At 48.6% G+C, this 21,240-nt stretch carries 22 protein-coding genes; 2 read left to right on the top strand and 20 right to left on the bottom strand.

The window, feature by feature from the left end; all coding sequences use genetic code 11:
• Positions 1–39: 39 nt before the first annotated feature.
• From ftsA to rplM, 15 genes are all read right to left on the bottom strand, one after another.
• Positions 40–1,446, bottom strand: a complete 1,407-nt coding sequence (gene ftsA / locus ACYVI1_RS31400) for a cell division protein FtsA (protein ID WP_460915615.1) — start codon at positions 1,444–1,446, stop codon at positions 40–42.
• Entirely contained in the window at positions 1,443–2,216 is a 774-nt protein-coding gene (locus ACYVI1_RS31395) for a cell division protein FtsQ/DivIB (protein WP_460915613.1), read from the bottom strand. Before ACYVI1_RS31395 ends, ftsA begins: the two co-directional genes overlap by 4 nt.
• Positions 2,217–2,253: 37 nt before the next feature.
• On the bottom strand, positions 2,254–3,639 hold the full coding sequence (murC, locus tag ACYVI1_RS31390; protein WP_460915612.1) for a UDP-N-acetylmuramate--L-alanine ligase: 1,386 nt from the start codon (positions 3,637–3,639) through the stop codon (positions 2,254–2,256).
• A gap of 106 nt (positions 3,640–3,745) precedes the next feature.
• Positions 3,746–4,837, bottom strand: coding sequence for an undecaprenyldiphospho-muramoylpentapeptide beta-N-acetylglucosaminyltransferase (murG, locus tag ACYVI1_RS31385; RefSeq protein ID WP_460915610.1), 1,092 nt, complete (start codon positions 4,835–4,837; stop codon positions 3,746–3,748).
• A 2-nt stretch (positions 4,838–4,839) separates the two neighbouring features.
• The gene (locus ACYVI1_RS31380) at positions 4,840–5,961 is read right to left on the bottom strand and encodes an FtsW/RodA/SpoVE family cell cycle protein (protein ID WP_460915608.1); all 1,122 of its coding nucleotides are present in this window, start codon (positions 5,959–5,961) and stop codon (positions 4,840–4,842) included.
• 58 nt (positions 5,962–6,019) lie between these two features.
• Positions 6,020–7,372 carry a UDP-N-acetylmuramoyl-L-alanine--D-glutamate ligase gene (murD, locus tag ACYVI1_RS31375; protein ID WP_460915606.1) on the bottom strand — a complete coding sequence of 451 codons (1,353 nt, stop codon included), beginning with the start codon at positions 7,370–7,372 and terminating at the stop codon, positions 6,020–6,022.
• A gap of 89 nt (positions 7,373–7,461) precedes the next feature.
• Positions 7,462–7,794 carry a large conductance mechanosensitive channel protein MscL gene (gene mscL / locus ACYVI1_RS31370; RefSeq protein WP_460915604.1) on the bottom strand — a complete coding sequence of 111 codons (333 nt, stop codon included), beginning with the start codon at positions 7,792–7,794 and terminating at the stop codon, positions 7,462–7,464.
• A gap of 65 nt (positions 7,795–7,859) precedes the next feature.
• Positions 7,860–8,858 carry a DUF3078 domain-containing protein gene (locus tag ACYVI1_RS31365; RefSeq protein ID WP_460915602.1) on the bottom strand — a complete coding sequence of 333 codons (999 nt, stop codon included), beginning with the start codon at positions 8,856–8,858 and terminating at the stop codon, positions 7,860–7,862.
• 60 nt (positions 8,859–8,918) lie between these two features.
• Entirely contained in the window at positions 8,919–9,743 is an 825-nt protein-coding gene (locus ACYVI1_RS31360; protein ID WP_460915600.1) for a mechanosensitive ion channel family protein, read from the bottom strand.
• The gene (locus tag ACYVI1_RS31355; RefSeq protein WP_460915598.1) at positions 9,740–9,946 is read right to left on the bottom strand and encodes a hypothetical protein; all 207 of its coding nucleotides are present in this window, start codon (positions 9,944–9,946) and stop codon (positions 9,740–9,742) included. The genes ACYVI1_RS31360 and ACYVI1_RS31355 overlap by 4 nt, the downstream gene beginning before the upstream one ends.
• A gap of 14 nt (positions 9,947–9,960) precedes the next feature.
• Positions 9,961–10,566, bottom strand: coding sequence for an RNA polymerase sigma factor (locus tag ACYVI1_RS31350; RefSeq protein ID WP_460915597.1), 606 nt, complete (start codon positions 10,564–10,566; stop codon positions 9,961–9,963).
• A 668-nt stretch (positions 10,567–11,234) separates the two neighbouring features.
• The gene (tsf, locus tag ACYVI1_RS31345; RefSeq protein WP_460915596.1) at positions 11,235–12,068 is read right to left on the bottom strand and encodes a translation elongation factor Ts; all 834 of its coding nucleotides are present in this window, start codon (positions 12,066–12,068) and stop codon (positions 11,235–11,237) included.
• A gap of 201 nt (positions 12,069–12,269) precedes the next feature.
• Entirely contained in the window at positions 12,270–13,103 is an 834-nt protein-coding gene (gene rpsB, locus ACYVI1_RS31340; RefSeq protein ID WP_460915594.1) for a 30S ribosomal protein S2, read from the bottom strand.
• Between the two features lie 166 nt (positions 13,104–13,269).
• Positions 13,270–13,656, bottom strand: a complete 387-nt coding sequence (gene rpsI, locus ACYVI1_RS31335; protein WP_460915593.1) for a 30S ribosomal protein S9 — start codon at positions 13,654–13,656, stop codon at positions 13,270–13,272.
• A 6-nt stretch (positions 13,657–13,662) separates the two neighbouring features.
• Positions 13,663–14,106: a 50S ribosomal protein L13 gene (gene rplM, locus ACYVI1_RS31330; protein WP_460915592.1), complete on the bottom strand. Its 444-nt coding sequence runs from the start codon at positions 14,104–14,106 to the stop codon at positions 13,663–13,665.
• A 166-nt stretch (positions 14,107–14,272) separates the two neighbouring features.
• Here rplM and ACYVI1_RS31325 point away from each other — a divergent pair, with 166 nt between their 5' ends.
• Both ACYVI1_RS31325 and ACYVI1_RS31320 read left to right on the top strand, forming a co-directional pair.
• Positions 14,273–14,485, top strand: coding sequence for a hypothetical protein (locus tag ACYVI1_RS31325; protein ID WP_460915590.1), 213 nt, complete (start codon positions 14,273–14,275; stop codon positions 14,483–14,485).
• Complete coding sequence (locus ACYVI1_RS31320) at positions 14,478–14,942, top strand: nucleotidyltransferase (RefSeq protein ID WP_460915588.1); 465 nt, start codon at positions 14,478–14,480, stop codon at positions 14,940–14,942. The genes ACYVI1_RS31325 and ACYVI1_RS31320 overlap by 8 nt, the downstream gene beginning before the upstream one ends.
• Positions 14,943–14,961: 19 nt before the next feature.
• Here ACYVI1_RS31320 and mraY read toward each other — a convergent pair whose 3' ends face one another.
• The 5 genes from mraY to ACYVI1_RS31295 form a co-directional block, all read right to left on the bottom strand.
• Entirely contained in the window at positions 14,962–16,170 is a 1,209-nt protein-coding gene (mraY, locus tag ACYVI1_RS31315; protein ID WP_460915586.1) for a phospho-N-acetylmuramoyl-pentapeptide-transferase, read from the bottom strand.
• A gap of 117 nt (positions 16,171–16,287) precedes the next feature.
• Positions 16,288–17,766 (bottom strand): UDP-N-acetylmuramoyl-L-alanyl-D-glutamate--2,6-diaminopimelate ligase, encoded by a 1,479-nt coding sequence (locus ACYVI1_RS31310; RefSeq protein ID WP_460915585.1) that lies wholly within the window; start codon positions 17,764–17,766, stop codon positions 16,288–16,290.
• A gap of 470 nt (positions 17,767–18,236) precedes the next feature.
• On the bottom strand, positions 18,237–18,482 hold the full coding sequence (locus ACYVI1_RS31305) for a hypothetical protein (protein WP_460915584.1): 246 nt from the start codon (positions 18,480–18,482) through the stop codon (positions 18,237–18,239).
• 229 nt (positions 18,483–18,711) lie between these two features.
• Positions 18,712–20,823, bottom strand: a complete 2,112-nt coding sequence (locus tag ACYVI1_RS31300) for a penicillin-binding protein (protein ID WP_460915583.1) — start codon at positions 20,821–20,823, stop codon at positions 18,712–18,714.
• On the bottom strand, positions 20,813–21,211 hold the full coding sequence (locus ACYVI1_RS31295; RefSeq protein WP_460915582.1) for an FtsL-like putative cell division protein: 399 nt from the start codon (positions 21,209–21,211) through the stop codon (positions 20,813–20,815). The genes ACYVI1_RS31300 and ACYVI1_RS31295 overlap by 11 nt, the downstream gene beginning before the upstream one ends.
• Positions 21,212–21,240: the final 29 nt, after the last annotated feature.

Below are 21,240 nucleotides of genomic sequence, written 5' to 3'. Positions count from 1 at the left end.
TCCTGCTATTGACCCGGCAAAAACCGGTTTGCCGAGCCGCTAATACGGGTCGGTTTCGTTACCGCGAATGGGGCGGGTAAGCTTCCGAAACCAATCCAGCAGGCCACCCTCTTCCTGTTTTTTATCGGGTTCTTCCTGCTGAGGCTGCTGGGGTTTTTCGGGGCGATGGCCGCCCGTTGTTCCGCCATATATTGGCCGTGCAACCGGCTCATCATCTTTATAAATGGCCCGATTCGGGTCCGTAATAAAGGAGATGCGGTTGTCAATCGTTTTATAGCCCGCCCATACCAAACCAACAGCGGTGGCATAGGCCGGGTCGCCCACTAAATCGGCACGACCGTTTGGTTCCAGATGTTCGGGATAACCAACCCGGACTTCCTCAACACTGGTTACGCGGCCAAAAATATGCTCAACGCCCGGAATCAGCGCCGAGCCGCCCGTTAGTACGATGCCACCCAGCAGTTTGCCCTCGTAGCCCGACCGAATAATTTCGGCCTGCACCAGTGCGGCAATTTCGCGTAAGCGGTCTTCAATAATGACCGCTACATTTTTCAATAGCACATCTTTGGGTTTGCGATTACTTAAACCCGGCACGGCCACTACTTCGTTGAGATTGTATTCGGATGGATTGGCGCTGCCAAATTTCTTTTTGAGGATTTCAGCCTGGGTAGGCAAAATTTTGCAGCCCGCCTGAATATCCGATGTCAGGCTGTTGCCCGCCCACGGAAACACGGCCACATGACGCAGCACGTTCCGGTAATAAATGGCCATCTCGGTGGTGCCGCCACCAATGTCAATCAACGCAACGCCCGCATACTTTTCTTCATCCGTCAGCACGGCCAACCCGGAAGCCAGGGCCGACAGCATCATTGTGTCCTGGAGCAGGTTGTTCCGGGTGATGCACTTGCGAATGTTACGGGCGGCATTTGCCTGGGCGGTGATTAGTTGAAAATCAGCACCGAGTTTAACGCCATTACGCCCTACGGGCTGATTTACGTTGGTTTCTGTATCGACCACAAAATCCATCGGCAGCACGTGAATGATTTCCTTATCAGCCGGAATAGACGTTCGGTACATGTCATTCAGCAGGTGGTCGATGTCTTCAATTTGCACCTCATCGCCCGACGATGAGCGGGTAATACTACCACTCGACTTCGCCGATGTAACGTGCGCCCCGCTAAAACTGACATTAACCAAATGAATGTTGAGGTTCGACTGGTTTGATGCCTCTGCTACCGCCCGCCGGATGGCATTCACGGTATTGTTGACATTAACAACGGACCCTTTCACAACGCCGTCGGTCAGATTGGTCTCGCCTACACCCAGCACTTCGAGCGTTTCGTGCTCTTTATTATTCCGGATCAACCGCCCAGCTACGGCGCACACTTTGGTGCTGCCAATGTCCAATCCTACTACAATTTTCTCGTCCATACCCGTTGTTGTCATTCGCAAACTATTTGGTTTCGGTACTGAACACTCACCCGGCTGTAGTGGTCCCAACTTTTAGCCGGTAAAACGTCCGTATAGACCAATTTTAACTTTTTAAATTTTGCCTCTATTTCAGTCGGTGGTCCAAACTCAATTCGATGGTTGCCTATTTGGGGCCACATTGTTAGCTCACCCTGCTCGTCCACCGATAGTTCGGTGATTTGCGCCCGCCAAAATGGGTCATCGTGGATTTTTTTCAATACATCCAGCAATGGCCGGTTTCGTTGGTTCGCTAAGGAGCGATTTTTGGCAAAGTATTTGCCTGTTAATAAGACAACCCGGGCCGAATAGTTCATGGATACAGGAAAAAACTTTCCTTCTTCACTCACATACTGCCCGGACACCGGACGCACGCCCTCAACGGAAGCCATCAGCCGGGCTAACGGACGAGGCTGTTCAATCACGACGAGCAAATTGCCCGTTAAGTCACGCGATACCTGACAATTTTTTACTAACCCATGGTGTTTCAACCTTTTTTCCAGCCGCCGAAAATCGACCTCTGCGTAGTTTATACCAAGAATCGGATCAGCGCCTTCGTTGGTTAGATAGCCCATCACGTCCCGACGGGTCAGAAATCGATAACCATCGACCTGATCGAGTTGGATAACTACCGCCCGAACGTGCTTCTGTCCATGCCGAATTTCGGTAAACGCAATGAGACCAAACAAGCTTAAAAGTCCGCCAAGTGCGAACAACCACTTTTTGGATGAATTAAAGGTAGAAAACATCTGTAAATAAGCTAAATTGTTTATCAGATATTTTTATCTATTGGTATGTTACTGCATCTTTTAGTGTTGGTAATAACTGGTCAATGTCACCGGCACCAATAGTGACAAGCAACGAAGGCCTCATGTTTCGCACAACGTCGGGTAACTCGGCTTTGGTGCATTTTTGTTTGGTTTTCGATTGTATGCCCTGAAAAATCAAATCCGACGTTACGCCGTCTATCGGCAATTCGCGGGCTGGGTAGATATCCAACAAAAGAACATGGTCGGCCAGCGACAGGCTTTCGGCGAATCCCTCGGCAAAATCACGGGTGCGGGAGAACAAGTGCGGCTGAAATATCGCCGTTAGTTCGCGATCGGGATAAAGGGCTTTGACCGACGACAAAAAGGCTTGCACTTCGGCTGGGTGATGAGCATAATCATCAATCAGCACTGCCGAATCGGTTTTGAGGACGTACTCGAAGCGTCGGCGAACACCCCGGTAACTATTCAGGGCAGACTGAATAGCCTCTGGCGATACGCCTACCTCCAGCGCAACAGCCCCGGCCGCCACCGCATTTTCGACGTTATGAAATCCGGGAACCGTCAGGTGAATATCGGCGATAATGCCTTGCGGGTAAACCAGATCGAAGAGGAAAGCAGCCTGCTCAATTCGCAGGTTCTGGCTGTAGTAGTCGCCAGCCTTCAGGGCATACTGCCGAACTGTTGCTGTTGTCTTATCCGTCAGCGACAATCCTTTTTTCATGAACAGGACACCGTTTGTTTCAATTTGGCTGACGAATATACCAAATGATTCAAGTACAGCATCATGCGCTCCGTAAATATCTAAATGATCAGCATCGGTTGAAGTGACAATAGCATACGTTGGAAAGAGCGTTAGAAAGGAGCGGTCAAATTCATCGGCTTCAACCACACACACCACCGAGCGAAGGTCGTCGGTGGGTTCGTTGAGCAGGAAGTTGGTGCCATAGTTATTGGTAATGCCGCCCAGAAAAGCGGCACAGTTAACTCCCGCATCGCGCAGAATATGGGCCACCATCGACGAGGTTGTGGTCTTTCCGTGAGTGCCAGCCACGCCAACGGTCGTCATTTGGCCCGCCAGCAGCCCCAGCACCTGTGAGCGTTTTTGTAGCAAAAAGCCGTTTTCGGTGAAATAAATGTATTCGGCATGGGTTTTTGGCACGGCGGGCGTATAAATCACTAATGTTTGAGCCGGATTTTCCCGAAACGCAGCCGGTATCTGGTCAATGTCCTCACTGAAATGAATGGTCATGCCTTCGGCTTGCAGCGCGTTGGTTAGCGCAGTTGGGGTTTTATCGTAACCGGCTACTTCATAACCATTCACCTGAAACCATCGGGCCAGGGCGCTCATGCCGATACCGCCAATACCGAGAAAATAAATGTAGTTGAACTTGTCTAAGGTCATAATTGAAAAGGACGAGTGGGAGGAAAGAGAGGAGCGGGACAAGTGGGATAAAAAACTACTGCTCTTTCCCCTTTCCTCCCACTCGTCCCGCTTCTCCTTTTCCTCCTCATTTTATTAGTTTTCGTACTTCGTCGGCAATGTCGCGGGCGGCATTGGGCCTGGCTAATGTTTTTATCTGACGGCTCAACTGCTGCTGTTGAACTGGATTGCTAAGTAAGTCCAACGCAGCCGTTATAAGTTCTTCGCGGGCGGTTCGGTCGTTGACCAGCAAGGCCGCACCATTTTCGACTAAGCTCATGGCGTTTTTAGTTTGGTGGTCTTCGGCGGCTGCCGGAAAGGGTACCAGAATCGCCGGGCGCCCCACCAAACACAACTCAGAGACGGACAGGGCGCCCGCCCGCGACACAACAACATCGGCAACGGCGTAGGCTTTGTCCATCTCGTAAATAAAATCATACGCGTTAAGTAACCGGGAACCCACCGCAGCAACAGCCGTTCGCGCCCGCTCGATGAAAGCGGGTCCTGTTTGCCAAATTACCTGAACGCCCGCATCGATAAAACGCGGCAAACCCGCTTCCATACTCTCGTTTATGGTTCGTGCTCCCTGACTGCCACCAATAATTAATAGGGTTGGACGAGCGACTTCCAAACCGAAAAATTGCCGGCCAGCCTCCACCTGCTCACCGGCAAACTGAATATCGCTGCGAACCGGATTGCCTGTCAGTTTAAGTTTCTCGGCGGGGAAAAATGCGTCCATGCCGGGATAGGCAACACAAATACGCTTTGCCCAGCGGGCCAGCACTTTGTTGGTGAGGCCAGCGTATGAGTTTTGCTCCTGAATTAGGGTCGGAATGCCTTTGAGCGATGCCGCCAGCAGCAGGGGTCCGCTGGCATAACCGCCTACGCCCACGGCAGCATCGGGCTGAAAATCGCGAACGATTTGCCGCGCCCGCAACAAACTTCGCCCCAGTTTGAGCGGGAAGCCCAGATTTGCCAGCGATAGTTCCCGTTTGATACCCACCACCGGCAAACCTACAATGGTGTAACCAGCGCGGGGCACTTTTTCCATCTCCATCTTGCCTTCTGCCCCAACAAACAGGATTTCTGTTGTTGGGTCGATGGCCTTCAATTCGTTGGCAATGGCAATGGCCGGGTAGATATGTCCGCCGGTTCCGCCCCCACTGATGATGACTTTCATACTTAGATTTTACTTTCGTCGGCTTCTTCCCGGCTGACACTCAGGACAATGCCTATAGCTAAGCCGGTGAAAATGAGCGATGTGCCGCCCATGCTTAACAAAGGGAGTGGCTGGCCTGTTACGGGGGCCAGTCCAATGGCTACGCAAATACTGGCAAATGCCTGAAAAACAATACTGAACGTTAGTCCTGCCGACAGCAATCCCCCAAACGGTCGGGTAGCTTTCTGGAGTGTTTTCATACCTCGCCACAAAAACCAGAGGTAAGCCAGCACCACCGGAATACCGCCAAAGAGTAAGCCGTATTCCTCAACAATAATGGCGTAAATGAAGTCGGAGAAGGGATTGGGCAGCGTATTCCGCTGGTGACTGTTGCCCGGCCCCTGTCCTGTTACGCCACCGTTGGCCAGCGCGATGTAAGACTGTTCGACCTGATAAACAATGGTATCGGAATTAGAAAAACTTTTGACCCGGTTAACCGCCGTTCCTAACCGTTGGCCTAATGCCAGACCAATACCGCCAAACACTACACAAACGGCAATCATATAGCCTAAGTAGCGAACCGGCACGCGGCCAATGTACATGAGCAAAAAGCACGTTGCCCCCAGCAATAGGGCCGTTGAGGTATTGGACAGAATAATGAGTGAACAAATCAGCCCTATCCAGATAATAAGATTGAACAACACAGTGGGGTCGTTCATAAAACGCTGCCGTTTGGCCAGCATGGCCGCCAGGTTGGAAATAAGGGCCAGTTTGGCCAAATCGGATGGCTGGAATGTCTGATTGATGATCGGGATGGTGACCCAGCGCGATGCATCATTGAGGGCTTCACCTTTGAAAAACGCCCATAAAAGCAACGGTACCGATAGCCACAGGCCAAATTTCGACAGCCGGGCGTAGTACACGTAGTTAATTTTGTGGGCAAAATAGGTGCAGGCTATGCCAACCAGCAGCAGCGTTCCATGCTTGAACAGAAAAATCTCGGTGTTGCCGTCGAGTTCCCGAAACGCTTTTGTGCCGGTTGCGCTATACACAACCAGCACACTCATAATCGACAGATACAGGACAATCAGCCAGATTTGGCGGTCGCCTTTAAGATGTGTACGAATCCACTCGCGCAGGGCCATGTTTTTCTGAATGATGACTGATGACTGATAACTGATGTATGCAAAGACACCGCATACATCAGTTATCAGTCATCAGTCGTTTGACTGCTTCTTTAAATTGATTTCCCCGGTCTTCGTAGTTTTTGAACAGATCAAAACTGGCGCAGGCGGGTGATAGCAGCACAATATCGTTTGGCTGACTTAATGTTAATGCTTTTTGCACGGCGTCGCTAACGGATTGCGTTTCGTAAATAACCGGCACTTTAGGTCCGAAGTACTCGATTAATTTATGGTTATCGACGCCAAGGCAAATCAACGCTTTCACTTTCTGGCGTACTACTTCGTCTAACTGGCTGTAATCGTTGCCTTTATCTAACCCACCGGCTATCCAGATGGTGGGCGAATCCATACTCGACAGAGCATAAAAAACGGAATCCACATTCGTGGCTTTCGAGTCATTAATAAACTGAACACCATTGATTGTTCCGGCAGGTTCGAGCCGGTGAGCCGCATTTTGAAACGTCTTTAAACCTGATGTAATGGCTTCGTTTGGAACTCCCACCGACTGAGCCGCCAGAATAGCCGCCAGCATATTGATAGCATTGTGCGGGCCACGCAGCGGTGTTTCAGCTTGCTCAATCGTAAAAGACTGTTCTTTAGTGTAGGCAATCAGTTGCCCGTTGGCCAGATAACCACCGGGTGAAACATGTGCCTGCAATGAGATGGGTAACTTGGTAATAACAAGTTCACGGTGAGCCAGTTCGTCCAGAATGGGCTGGCTTTCAGCGAAAAAAATAAAGTTGTCTCTGGGGCGGGCGTTCTGTAGAATCCGAAATTTTGACGCTACGTAGTTCTGAAAATCATAGCCGTAGCGGTCGAGATGGTCGGGTGTAATGTTGAGCAGCACCCTTACGTCGAGGTGCGTGTCATACATATCGTCTAACTGAAAACTGCTCAGTTCAAGCACGTAATAATCGAATGTGTCGGCGATAACCTGCTGGGCGAAACTGTCGCCTATATTTCCGGCCAAACCAATATTAAACCCGGCTGTTTTAAGCAGGTGATAAATCAGGAGCGTGGTCGTGGTTTTGCCGTTGCTACCCGTTATACCAATCAGCCTGGCGTTTGTGTAGCGGGCGGCAAATTCAATTTCCGAAATGACGGACGTTCCCTGCGCCCGCAGTTTCTGAACCAATGGCGCCGAATTGGGGATGCCGGGGCTTTTAATGACTTCTGTAGCAACTACAATCCGCTCTTCGGTGTGGTGTCCCTCTTCAAAAGGAATTCCTGCCGTTTGAAGCGTGGCCCGGTAGCTTTCTTTTAACGCACCTTTATCCGACAAAAAGACGTCGAAGCCTTTTGATTGCGCCAGCAGAGCCGCACCAACTCCACTTTCGCCCCCCCCAAGAATAACTATTCTCTGAACAGACATACTAAAGCTATACTACTGGCAAAATAACGCATAAATGCAGAAGCCCCGACTATGGGCCAGGGCTTTTCATTATTTTTTCTATCGGTAAGCTACTCTTTGGGAGTTAGTGAATTAGAGAGTCGGGCGCGGTTGGCAGCTTTTACAAGCAGAAAAATTACCCACGCCACAATGAGAAACTGAATGATGTTATTCAGGAAATTACCATACCGGATGGCCACCTCCGGTGCCGTACCAACGGCCTCTTTAAGTACTACTTTCCATTGGGTCAGGTCTACTCCTCCCAAAATCAAACCAACAATTGGATTTAGGATGTCCTCAACCAGCGAGTTTACAATTTTGGTGAAGGCTGCGCCAATGATAATGCCAACGGCTAAATCGAGCACGTTGCCCTGGGCGATGAATGTACGAAATTCACGAAGCATACGATACTTGTTTTGGGTTAGAAAAGTAACAGCAGGTAGTCAACTTACGCAACTTTAAAGTCAAATCAAAACCGGCCCGGTAACGGGTCCGTCGATTTGAGCGGGTCTTTTTTCTTTCGGAACGAGCTGATGTTATACGAGAGACCAATTGCCAGCGTCTGCTGAATTTGCAGTTCTGAACTGAAATCTTTGTTATACAGGGCAATTAGCCCAAAGGTTGTGTTCAGATACCGGCTAACTTTCGCGGTCATAATCAGGTCGAGCCGGTGGTTGATGTTATTCAAATGCGAATACTCCGTGAAGAGTTGGTAACGAGCGTTTATGGATACATTTTCAGACAAATTACGAGTAAGGGCTGCCTGTAGCTGAAACGCCAGCCACTCGGTTCGGCTGCTCTTTCCGGGTTCGACACCGTATGCTTTTTGGGTAGGGTCAGCAACAAACGTACCGTTCGCCAATTCGCGCACCCGCACACTCTGGTCGGCCAGAAACGTGATGCGTGGAGCGAGAGGGCTGAGCCGGAGAGCAAACCAATCGTTGGGTTTGTAGGCAATACCGGCCGAAAGTGTGAGTTGAGCCGGGGCGAAAAAATTAGATACACGGAGCCGGGCCTGGTCGGCAGGGAGTTTCTCGTAGCGATAGCCTGTCGTAAAAAACGTATTGAACGTTCCGGAAATAAATAAATCCCATTTGGGGGCAATTTGATGCCCCAATACCGAAATCAGAATAATCTGGTCGGCGGCTTTCCGGGTGTTGCCAAACTGGGTAACGTAACCCAATTGAAGATCGGCGGTATTATCCCAGGAGGTTTTTTCTTTTTCATACAGGGCGCGGGCCGCAACAACTCCGCCCAAAGCAATCGAATTGACACCACCACCCGACCAGTTACTAAAGGACGCCTGGTTGAAATTGACTCCGCCACTAAATGATCGCTGCCAGTAGGATGTATCCGGCCTAACAACCAGCGTATCCTTGAAATTCGTTGTAGCCCGGGTTGAGTCCTGACCTATTGCACTGCCAAACCAAAGCCAGCACACAAAAATACCAGATAACGCATTCTTCATGAGTGATAAAGCAGGGAGCGGTGGACTTCCTGTCAATTTATTGTAAGGCAGCAAATGGTCTTAAAAAACCTCTACTTTCTTCGTTTGTAGGGTCTGAAGCGGAATAACCGTCGTTGTTTCGCCGGTACGAAGGGTTAGGGATATATTGTCAACTTTGATGATTTCGCCTTTTGCATCGTCAATCTTAATGATTTGACCTTCTTTATACTTATTTTTTGTGTAAAACGACGACAGAATATTGGCCATTAAATCGCGCGAAGCAATGCCATAGCCAATGGCAAAGGCGAAAATCACTCCGCCAATAATGAGGTTGAAACTTGATTCGAGCAGTTCGGTATTAATACCTGCCTGACCCAATGCGCTGATAATGGTGATGATCACGAAGAAAACAAATACAATCATGCTGAGCAGCCGGGCAGAGGCAATATTAAATGACTGGCATACGCTCAGTACGGCAGCCCGCAGGCCATCCGACAGCAAAATTCCTACCTGAAGCATGATAGCGGCTGCAATGAGTTTAGGAATAAAATCAATCAACGAAGCAACCATCTCGGTAATGGCGGCTACTCCCAGTTTTTCGGTGGCTGCTTTGATAAAGACCAGCAGAATGAAATAGTAAAGAACTTTCGAAAGGATTTCGCTTAGTTTAACTTCTGTTTTTAACTGCTTGATAACATTGATTTCGTTCAGCCGATTACCGATTTTATCGAAACCTACCTTGCCCAGAACGCGCAGGACAATAATTGCTGAAAGTCGGGCAACGCTGAATCCAATGATCAAAATAACGATGGCAAACAGCACACGAGGCACAAAATCGACAAATTGGTCGATCAGGCTCTGAAACGTGTTACGGAGTACTTCAGTTAGCTCAGGAAGTTGTTTCATGATTCGGTTTGTGAATTGGTAGAGGAAGTAGTCTTCGATGGGTCTGCGAGGGCGGATGCCAGGTTGAATAAATCGCCGATATAGAGTTCGACAACGGTCATTACATTCCGCATCAGGTCTATTTCGGAGACGATCTCGGTTTTCAGATGCGGAGGACAGATGGCATCCGACTCCATCTCTTTAAATGGGTTTGGTTTTTCCATAGCTTTCTGTTCAGTTAACGAATAGGCCAGCGAATAGATAAAGCAACTTTGATAGCCAGTAATAGCCAGAAAACGGCCCCTTCCAGGTAATGTTTACGCAGTTTGTCGCGCGACCGTTTGAGCCGCATTTTAACAGCACTCTCCGTTAGCCCGTTAATCATGGCAATATCGCGAATGCTAATGTCATCCTGATATTTCATTAGTAGCATTGTTTGTTCATCGGGAGCGAGTTGATGAAGTGCCTTCTCTAATTGCTGCGCTTCCATCTCCGCCATTTCACCTAACCCATCATCCGTTCCAAGGTCTAAACGCTCCCAGCCTTCGTCTACATAGACCTCCCGGCGTAACTGCTGCGACCGAAGTTGATCGGTACAGTAGTTATATGTAATTGAATATAACCAGGTAGAGAATTTAGCCTGCTCCCGAAAACTACTCAGCTTAAAAACTAATTTCAAAAAAATGTCGTGCGTTAGGTCCTCAGCCCGAACGGGGTCCTTAGTAAACGACAGGCATTTCCGGTAAACTTTATCGCAATAGCGTTCATATAATTTCTCAAAATATACATTACGCTGTGTCTCGACATACAACCGGGCCAACTCTTCATCCGAAAAATGCTCCATTTTATGTGGTGGTGGCAGTTAAATCCTGTACTTGCTGTAAAAATAACACAGGTTGGAGGCCCAATACTAACAAATTACTCAGTACAATATGTAAATTAAAATAAAAATCTATTCAAAATTTGATTAATAATAAGTAAATAAGTTTAAATTAATAACCTATTTACATGTTCCACTACATGAAATTCGTTTTTAATTTTGTTTTATAATTATTATCCAATAATGATGCCGATTCTACTTTGGTGCTCATATAGTTTTCATCTTCACAAAATCTGGCTTAAGTAACGATAATGTTCTAATTATTAACTAATTACTATCTTTAAAACAGCAAATTCTGCCAGCAATAGTATACTAAAAAGAGAATATTTATTTACAAACTATTCAGTAAAAAGATGTTAGTAGTACAACGTACTTAATCAAAAGAGAGACAGAATTAGGAGCCAAATACATTCATGGATTTCTGCTTACAAGGTATATGGCCTGTTGTAAACACTTTTAAAAAATAGGTGTGAATTGTTGATGCAGAATACATCATTACGGCGTATGTAACTAAAATGATGATATTAACATAACGTAGCCAGGTAGTGGCCAATCAAAACAGCAGATCAAGTTCGATAAAATAAAAATACCCGACATAAAGCCGGGTATTTGACAAGAAGAATAAACTTTAATTAACCAATAGCTACCCGTTTAAAGACTGAAACAGTTAAACCCTTGCTGGTTTTGTCTAACAATTGAGCAATTGTTACCGAGTTGTCCTTTACAAACTCCTGATTAAGCAGCGTATTCTCTTTGTAAAACTTGTTCAGCTTGCCTAAGGCAATTTTCTCAAGCATCGCTTCGGGTTTGCCTTCCTGACGGGCCTGCTCTTTACCAATTTCGATTTCGCGCTCGACAATTGTTGCATCTACGCCGTCCTTGTCTAAGGCAACAGGTTTCATGGCCGCAATTTGCATGGCAATATCCTTGCCAACTTCGGCAACATCCATACCGTTCGTATTGGCTAAACCAACCAGCACGCCCAGTTTACCATTCGAGTGAATGTATGACACCACTTTATCGGCCGAAACGGTCTCAAAAGACGCAACGTCAATTTTCTCGCCAATTTTGCCCATCAGGTCAGTAATATGATCCTGAAGTGAGCGGCCATCCGCCTGGGGCGTGGCTAATAATGTAGCTTTATCAGCAGCATTCGTTGAAACGGCTGCACTCATCACGGCCATTGCCAGGTTCTGGAAATCGGCAACTTTCGATACCGGCTCCGTTTCGCAGGCTAAGGCGACCACCATACCCGTTTTGCCATCCTGACTTACATGAGCCAGCACAATACCTTCGGCAGTTGCATTATCAGCACGTTTGTCGGCTATTTTCTGACCTTGCTTCCGCAGAATCTCTTTTGCTTTGTCAAAATCGCCATCGGCTTCGGTCAGGGCTTTTTTGCAGTCCATCATCCCAGCTCCGGTCTCTTGCCGAAGTTTATTTACGTCAGCAGCAGTAATTGCCATAATAAAAAGTGGTTGTCGATTTAAATTGCCAAAAATTAATTGGTAATGAATTTATTGCAGTTGAAATGCAATAGCCCATAGCGGCTGGCTACGGGCTATCTTTAGAAGTTGTAAAGTTGACGGAGTCGTTGAGTTATCAAGTGATTGGCTACACGCTAACTAACTCTACTACTTTAAAACTACCTGGCTTTATAACTCTTTTTATGCTTCCTGTCCGTCTTCAGCTACGGCGGCTGGAGCAACTTCGGCCTCAGGCTGTGTTTCGCCTTCTGCTTTAGCCTGAGCAAGATCTTCATTGCGCTTGGCTTCCTCTTCCTCCTGAACCCGCTGATCGTCTTTATCCTGTTTCCGTTCCATCAGGCCCTCTTCAATGGCTTTTCCGATGGCAAGCGTAATCAGCGAAATCGACTTGTAGGCGTCATCGTTAGCCGGGATAGCGAAATCCACTTCCTCTGGATTCGAGTTCGTATCGCACATCGCAAATACGGGAATACCCAACCGGTGCGCTTCGGCAACAGCGATGTGTTCACGCTTCACGTCAACAACGAACAGCGCAGCGGGCAACCGGGTCAGGTCGGAAATACCGCCCAGTACCCGCTCCAGTTTCTCTTTTTCGCGGCTGCGGGTCAAACGCTCACGCTTGGCAATGCCCTTGACGGTCTCCTCGTCTTTCAGCATTTTATCCAGCGTTTGCATTTTCTTGAGCGACTTACGAATCGTGGCAAAGTTGGTCAGCATACCTCCCTGCCAGCGGTCGGTGACGTAGGGCATCTTCAGGCGACGTGCTTCTTCCGATACGATTTCCTGCGCTTGTTTTTTGGTCGCCACAAACATTACTTTCCGACCCGAACGCACAATACCTTTCATGGCATTGCAGGCTTCGTCGAGGGCAGCAACGGTTTTGTTGAGGTCAATAATGTGGATACCGTTCTTCTCCATGAAGATATACGGAGCCATCCGGGGGTCCCACTTGCGCGTAAGGTGGCCAAAATGCACACCAGCGTCTAAGAGGTCTTTATATTCAATTTGTGCCATTGGGATACAATGAAAAATAGAGAATGAAAAATGAAAAATACGCAGCACCCCGCATCGGCATCATCTAAGCGAGGTCTGGACTATTTTAATGTATAAGGACAAATGAATACTGTAAAATGAGTTCGCCCGCAGGCTATTATGCAGTTTACAGTATTCACTAATGAAATTAGCGTTTCGAGAACTGGAACTTACGGCGGGCTTTTTTCCGGCCGGGCTTCTTCCGTTCAACCATGCGCGAATCCCGGGTCAGGAATCCTTCTTTCTTAAGGGCTGGACGGAATTCAGCGTTCAGTTCGACTAAGGCACGGGCTATAGCCATGCGTGTAGCCTCGGCCTGACCGGCTACGCCACCACCGCGAACGTTGACCTTCACGTCGTAACCGCCAACACCGTTAACGGTGGCAAATGGCTGGTTTAAAATGATTTGCAGAACTTCGGTCGGAAAATACTGTTTGTAATCTTTTCCGTTTACCGAGATGGCTCCACTGCCTGCCGACATATAAATGCGGGAGATGGCAGTTTTACGTCGGCCAATGGTATTGATACGATCCATTATAACTTAGAATTTAACTGCTGTGGGTTGCTGAGCCTCGTGTGGATGTTGTTCACCCGCGTAAACGTACAGGTTGGTGTACAACCGCCGGCCAAGCCGGTTTTTAGGCAACATACCTTTCACGGCGTGTTCAATGATGCGTTCGGGATGTTTTTCGAGCAGCAGCCGGGGCGATGCGAACCGTTGACCACCGGGATAGCCTGTGTGGCGAACGTAAACTTTGTCGGTCATCTTCGTGCCCGTCAGGCGTACCTTGTCGGCATTGATGACAATCACGTTATCTCCGCAGTCAACGTGCGGAGTGAAGTTAGTTTTGTGTTTGCCGCGAATCAGGCGTGCGATTTGGCTGGCCAGCCGACCAAGCACTTCACCCTGGGCGTCAACCACAATCCACTCCTTCTGCACCGTTTCTTTGTTGGCAGAGATGGTCTTGTAACTGAGCGTGTTCACTTTATGGAGACTAATTGGTTGATTTTTAATGACTTGCCCACAAAAAAAGTGGCCCCGTTCTGAAACGGGAGTGCAAATATAGGCGTTATCAAGCTGAAAAACAAGGGGATGGCTGGAATATAGCCGTGAATCCGTAATTTTGAAGCGACTGCTTTACATACAGTATATGGCTGATTCTTTTCGACTTGACCGCCTTGCCTTTCATATGGGTACGCATGAAGAAGCGGAAAATTATTACGCGCGTAGCCAGCCCAAAACCTTTGCTGAGCGTTTACGAGCGGCTACTTATTTAAATAGTATTGCATTTCGGTATGATATTCATAATCCACCCCGATTAGACCGAATGGCTTTTTCGGCTCGAAAACACGAAAATGGCTGACTTGTTTAACCCTGACTTTCAGGATTTTGTGCAAGCCCTGCGACAGCGTGACGTTCGTTATGTCTTGATTGGCGGCTATTCTGTCATCCTGCATGGCTACAATCGAACAACTGGTGATATGGATATCCTTGTGGAGAAATCTATGGAAAACTATACACGACTCGTTAAGGCTTTCTATGATTTTGGAATGTCGGTTTTTGATATGACGGCTGAGAATTTTTTGAACAATACTGCGTTCGATGTATTCACATTCGGCCGGCCACCAGTGGCTATCGACATTTTAACGGCCATGAAGGGGGTATCTTTTGAAGAGGTTTTTGCACAGGCTTCTGAAGTAGATGTAGATGGATTATTAGTTCGGCTTATTAATTATAACCACCTGATTCGTGCCAAAGAAGCAGCAGGACGAGCAAGAGACTTAAATGACATTGAACAGTTAAAAAAGAGTCGGGAGTAGGTATCCCGGCTCTGTTGGTCTATCGCAATTTCAGCGTTGCCAGAGCCAGCACAGCCAGAATAATACCGACAATCCAGAAGCGGGTAACGAGTTTGGCTTCGTGGTAACCTTTCTTCTGAAAATGGTGGTGCAGGGGCGACATCAGAAAGATTCGCCTGCCTTCTCCATATTTTCGCTTCGTATATTTAAAATAGCTAACCTGCATCATGACTGACATCAGTTCGACTAAGAAAATGCCGCATATGACCGGAATCATCAGTTCTTTGCGGATAGACAAAAACAGGACGGCAATCACACCACCGAGCATTAAACTCCCCGTGTCTCCCATGAACACCTGCGCGGGATAAGAATTGTACCACAGAAACCCGACGCAGGCCCCTACGAAGGCCGCGCAGAAAATAACCAGTTCGCCAGCGTTGGGAATGTACATGATGTTAAGGTATTGGGAGAATACCTTGTTGCCCGAGAGGTAAGCCAGTACACCAATCGTCAGGCCGATAATGACCGATGTGCCAGCCGCCAGTCCGTCGATACCATCAGTAATATTGGCCCCGTTGGAAACGGCCGTGATGATGAAAATGCAGACCAGTACATACACAATCCAGGTATAACTGTCGGGCACTAACCCAAACAGCAGCGAGCTATAATCGAATTCATTATTCTTAATGAACGGCACTGTAGTCAGCGTCGATTTAATATCGGTGTATATATCCGGTACGGTCGATGTACTGAGCAGGCGGGGTGCATATTTGCGGATTTTGACAAAGTCGTTGAACGATAAGGTTAGCCCAACAATGAGGCCAAGACCAACTTGCCCAACCACTTTAAATTTTCCCTGAAGCCCTTCTTTATTTTTCTTGAAGACTTTAATATAGTCGTCTAAAAACCCAATAAGACCCGTCCAGACGGTTGAAATAAGGGCCAGTATGACGTAGACGCTGGAGAGTTTGGCAAACAATAGAGCAGGAATCAATAGCGATGCCAGAATAATGAAACCGCCCATCGTGGGCGTTCCTCGCTTCTGCATCTGGCCTTCGAGGCCCAGGTCGCGGATGGATTCGCCAATTTGAAGACTGCGGAGTTTGTCGATAATTCGTCGCCCAAATATGGCGGCCACCATCAACGACGTGACAACCGCCCCAAGCGCACGAAACGAAATATATTGAAAAACTCCCGCTCCGGGGAAGTTATAGCGTTCGTCGAGAAACTGGAAGAGGTAATAGAGCATAGTGCTTAATGAGTGAATGAGCGAATGAGTGAATGAGTGAATACCATCCGGCTGAATATTCTTGCGTCAGCTATTCACTCATTCGCTCATTCACTCATTCGCAATTATGTGCTAAAGTTATTGATTTTCGTGTTCTGCGAAAGCCTCCCGTAGCACAGCCCGGTCATCGAAGGCATATTTTATGCCGTTGATTTCCTGGTAGGTTTCGTGGCCTTTGCCCGCTATCAGAATAATATCGTGCGGCCGAGCCAGCGCAACGGCCTGACGAATAGCTTCGCGCCTGTCTTCGATAGTCTGCGTTTTTTTGTAATCGACGGGCGAAATACCGGCCTGCATCTGCTCCAGAATCGCCACCGGGTCTTCGGTGCGGGGATTATCAGAGGTGAGAATAATGCGGTTACTGAACCGGCAGGCAATGTTGGCCATAATGGGGCGTTTGGCCGCATCGCGGTTGCCGCCACAGCCGACAACCGTAATAACCTGCGGCAAACGCCCCGGCTCGCCGACCTGACGTAGTTCGTTGATGGTTTCCAGCACATTTTGCAGCGCGTCGGGCGTATGGGCGTAATCGACAATGCCCACGATTTTGTCGCCCGAAACCACCTGTTCAAAACGCCCCGGCGGGGGGGAGATCCCTGATAGTAACGTCAATACGTCGGTGGGATCTTCGCCCAGCAACACGGCAGCACCATAGACGCTTAGCAGATTGTAGGCGTTAAAGCGACCAATAAGTTTAAACCAGACTTCACGGTTGTCGACGAGCATATTCAACCCGAACAGGCTATCGGCAACTACCTTTCCCTTAAATGTTGCCAACGTTTGCAGGGAATAGGTTTCTTTGCGGGCGGCTGTGTTCTGGAGCATCACTAAACCGCGCTTATCGTCAACGTTAGTCAGCGCAAAAGCCGAGGCCGGGAGTGTATCGAAGAACGCTTTTTTGGCCCGGATGTAGTTATCGAATGTGCCGTGAAAATCGAGATGGTCGTGGCTGATGTTCGTGAAAATACCTCCCGCAAACGTTAGGCCTGCAATGCGCTCCTGCACCACAGCGTGCGAACTGACTTCCATAAATACATGCGTACAGCCATGCGCCCGCATTTTCGTCAGCAACTGATTCGTCGTGAGGGCATCGGGCGTTGTGTGTGTAGTCGCTATTACCTCCTCATCAATCTGGTTCTGAACCGTCGACAGCAGCCCGCACCGGTAACCAAGCGAGCGAAAGAGCCGAAACAGCAACGTTGCGACAGAGGTTTTGCCGTTTGTGCCGGTCACCCCAATCAATGTCAGTTTCTGTGAGGGTTGCCCGTAGAAAGTAGCCGCTACCAGGCCCATTGCCCGTGCCGAACCCTGCACGCGCACATAGGCAACGCCAGGCACCATTTCGGCCGGTAATTCCTCACATAAAATAGCTGCTGCCCCCTGACTGATAGCCGTTTCGATGAATGTGTGCCCATCCGTAATGGTGCCCCGCACAGCCACGAACAAACTGCCCGGCCCCGCTTTGCGCGAATCCATCGTCAGGCTGGTAACATCGGTGTCCATGCTGCCGGAGGTGGCCAGCAGAGGAATTTTATAGAAGAGGTCTTTGAGTTGCATACAGATACAACGAACGGACAGTTCGTTTGTCGGCTGCAAAAAAACGGCTTAGGGATGGGACTACCTAATTTTTATAGCGATGATCCTGTCCAATCGCTTACAGACGAACTTAAAATTGCATATCCCTTACAAATAACCAGAAAAGCATTATCTGTAGTAGAAAACCGCCAAAAAAGTAAAGCATATAACGTGGCTTAAACTTGCCCTTCCTATATTTTTTATCTTATTGATAAGCTGTATAAATCCAGAATGGAGTGCCAACTACTAACCACAATCCCAACAGAATAAGTAGTACCAACCCACCAGTTAGTGAAGCTTGCAGTAGCAACATTATAATTTTGTTCGGTTATTTGCTCACTTCTACGCTGATTGTACGGATTCTTTTTAACATACCACTTTAGCTCAGACAGCAGAGTTTATTAATCCATTCCTCGTAGATAGAGCAATTCCTGTAAGCCAAGGCACAAACATTAGGCTTTGATCGGTCGTGTTGCCACCCGATCTATCATTGCCTCAAGCGTCTGCATCATGGGTTCCAGTTCTTCCGCACGCTTTTTAATTTGAGGCCATAGAACATTCATCACTTCTCGTGCCTGATCGCGTTCGGTTTCTGTTAAAGTGCTTAAAAAAATCTGGTATTCTATGCCAACAGCTTGTTTTTCGTGTATTGTTTCGGCCTGTTGAAAACGCGTTAAATAGTGCTTTGCCTCGTCCATATTAAAGTTGTTAGTAGCCTAATTCCTGTAATCGATGTTCGATGTTAATTAATGCATCCCGAAACATCCGTACTTTCTTAATAAGAAATGGATGTTGCTCGTCTGAGTGTGTCTTTGGATCGGCAAGGATCAGTTCCATCTCTGTCAACTGTATGTTTTGCTCTACGTGCCGCTTTAAATCAAGCAACATAGTAATCTCATCCATGTAGCAAGGTACAAGATGTTTGCATTACCCCAGCGTGAGCGTGATCGCTTTACCGGCTGTTTTCTCAATTCCGACTCCCGGCTCTACCGACTGTTTTTTCACCTTGCCCTGGCCTTCAACCAGCACCCGAAAGCCACGATTTTCGAGCAGGAACAGCGCATCGCGTAGGGTCAGGCCACGCACGTCGGGAACCTTGTCGGGGCGGGTAGGGCGTGATTTCCAGCGACCTCCCGGCGTTGTTTCAACCCAGCCTTCGGTCGAGGGTTCGTTGTTAATATTCAGCGTTGAACTGATAGTGTGCAGGTCATCGGCATAACCCGCAATCAATCCGGTTGTTGAGCGCGGCAGCGACGTATTGGCCCGAATGGGCGCGTGCATCCGATAGTCATAGGCTACAATCCGGTCGGCAACGGTTTTGAAGACCGGCGCGGCTACGGCACCGGCATAGAGCAGGTCAATGTTGTCGCCCTGGGGCGTATCCACCACTGTAATCATGCTGAATTTGGGATTATTAGCCGGAAAATAGCCGATAAAAGAGGTATAATATTTACCGACCTGATACTGACCGTTGATGATTTTCTGGGCCGTTCCCGTTTTTCCGGCGATGGCATAATACGGATTATTAATGTGTTTGGCGGTCCCGTGCTCAACCACACCCCGAAGCAGTTGCTGGGCTTTCCGGGCGGTTTCTTTGGAGCAGATTGGCTCCGGAGCTATGTAGGGCTTGTTGTCTTCGATGATCTCGTTTGCCAGTTTTATTTGCCTGACAATCACAGGGCGCACCCACCGGCCACCATTGGCAACGGCGTTGTAGAAGGCCAGCATTTGCAGTGGAGTTATCTGCATCTCGTAGCCATACGACATGGACGTTAGCGACACTTTACTCCAGCCTTTCATGTCGGGATTGCGGACCACCGGAATGGCTTCGCCTTTCATATGGATGCCCGTTGGCTGAGTCAGGTGAAACCGGCGCAGGTATTGACAATAGAGGTCGGGGCGCTTGTAGAAATAGCTCCGCATCAGCAGGTGAATGCCAACATTGGACGATTTCTCGAATACCTGTCGGGCCGTTATGGTACCGGCGCCACCTCGTTTAGCATCGTTAATACTCAACCCGTTGTACCGCATCGACCCGCCCCCGGTAGCTACCATCTGGTCCAGCGAAATAGCTTTTTCTTCCAGCAGGGCCATCATGGTGGCTAATTTAAAGGTCGAGCCGGGGTCCGTGCGACCGGCCAGTGCATGGTTGAAATTTTCAACGTATGTGTTCCCTCGTTTAGTCAGGTTTGCCATTGCCCGGATTTCACCCGTGGCCACTTCCATCACAATTACGCACCCTTTGGCTGCATTGTATTTTTCTAATGACGACCGCAGCGCCGATTCGGCCATGTCCTGGTAGTTAACATCAATTGTGGTGTAGAGGTCCATGCCTGGTTCGGGCTTCATGTCGGGGCCATCATTGACCGGCTTACGAACTCCACCCGACAGCACTTCCACTAAGCCAACGGCGTTTTTTCCGGCCAATGCCGGTTGAAAAGACGCTTCGAGGCCAATAAGCCCCCGGCCCGTTTTCGCATCGAGGTTCCCGATGGTTCGTTCAGCCATTTGGGCAAAGGGATGGTAGCGTTCGTAGTAGGGGCGGAGTACCCCTCCACGAGCAGCCACTTTCGCCGACGACCGGAAAAAAGGCCACTTAATCATTTTCTGCCGCTCCTGAAACGTAACCCGCCGACGATTCAGCAACACATACCGGCGTTTGCGAGCGCGGGCATCGCGAACCATATCAGTATAATCGCGGGCCGACCGGTCGCGATAGATCTGGGAAAGCAGCAGCCCCAGTGAATCGACTTTTTTATTGAAATACTCGGGCTTGGCCATTGTTGGGTCTAAACCAACCACATACGTAGGCAACGAGGTGGCCAGCAGCCTGCCGTCGGTAGCATAAATATTACCGCGCATGGCCCGAATCGTATCGGTTCGGATGCGGGTTTCCTCAACCCGCTCACGCCAGAATTTGCCTTTGAAGGTTTGGAAGTACTGCACATACACAAGGCGCAGCAGTACACAGATGGCCAGAAAAATGACAAAATAAAAGACATTATTTGCCCGCTGGATTATGACCTGCTTAATGTTCATTGGTCCTGACAACGATTTTATGGGGTGGCGTCTGGCTGTTTGTTAGTCCGAGTAGTTCAACCCGCTTGCTGATTTCGGATTGTTTGCCGCTTTTGTCGAAATCGGCCTGAAGCACAGTAGCCTGTGAGCGCAATTCGTCGACCTGTAGTTTGGCACGCTGAATCCGCCGAACATAGCGTTCGGCGTTGTGATTCAGGCCGATGTAGAGAATGAGCAGGAAGGTGACCCACAAAATGCGGTCGATGTGCTGGATTGGCCAGGCGTTATCTTCGCCAAAAAGCCGGTCCAAGCCAATAAAGTCATTCAGCCAGGAGGCCATTTTGAGTTTACGGCGCTGCTTCTTCTGCTTGGCGACGCGTTCGGGTTGGCGGAAGGTATTTTTTGCCATGATTGGGTTAGGAAGTCATGCAAGTGCAA

The organism is Spirosoma areae, assembly GCF_054781775.1.
The sequence above is the reverse complement of the archived record's forward strand: the minus strand, read 5'-3'. Positions and strand labels throughout refer to the sequence as shown.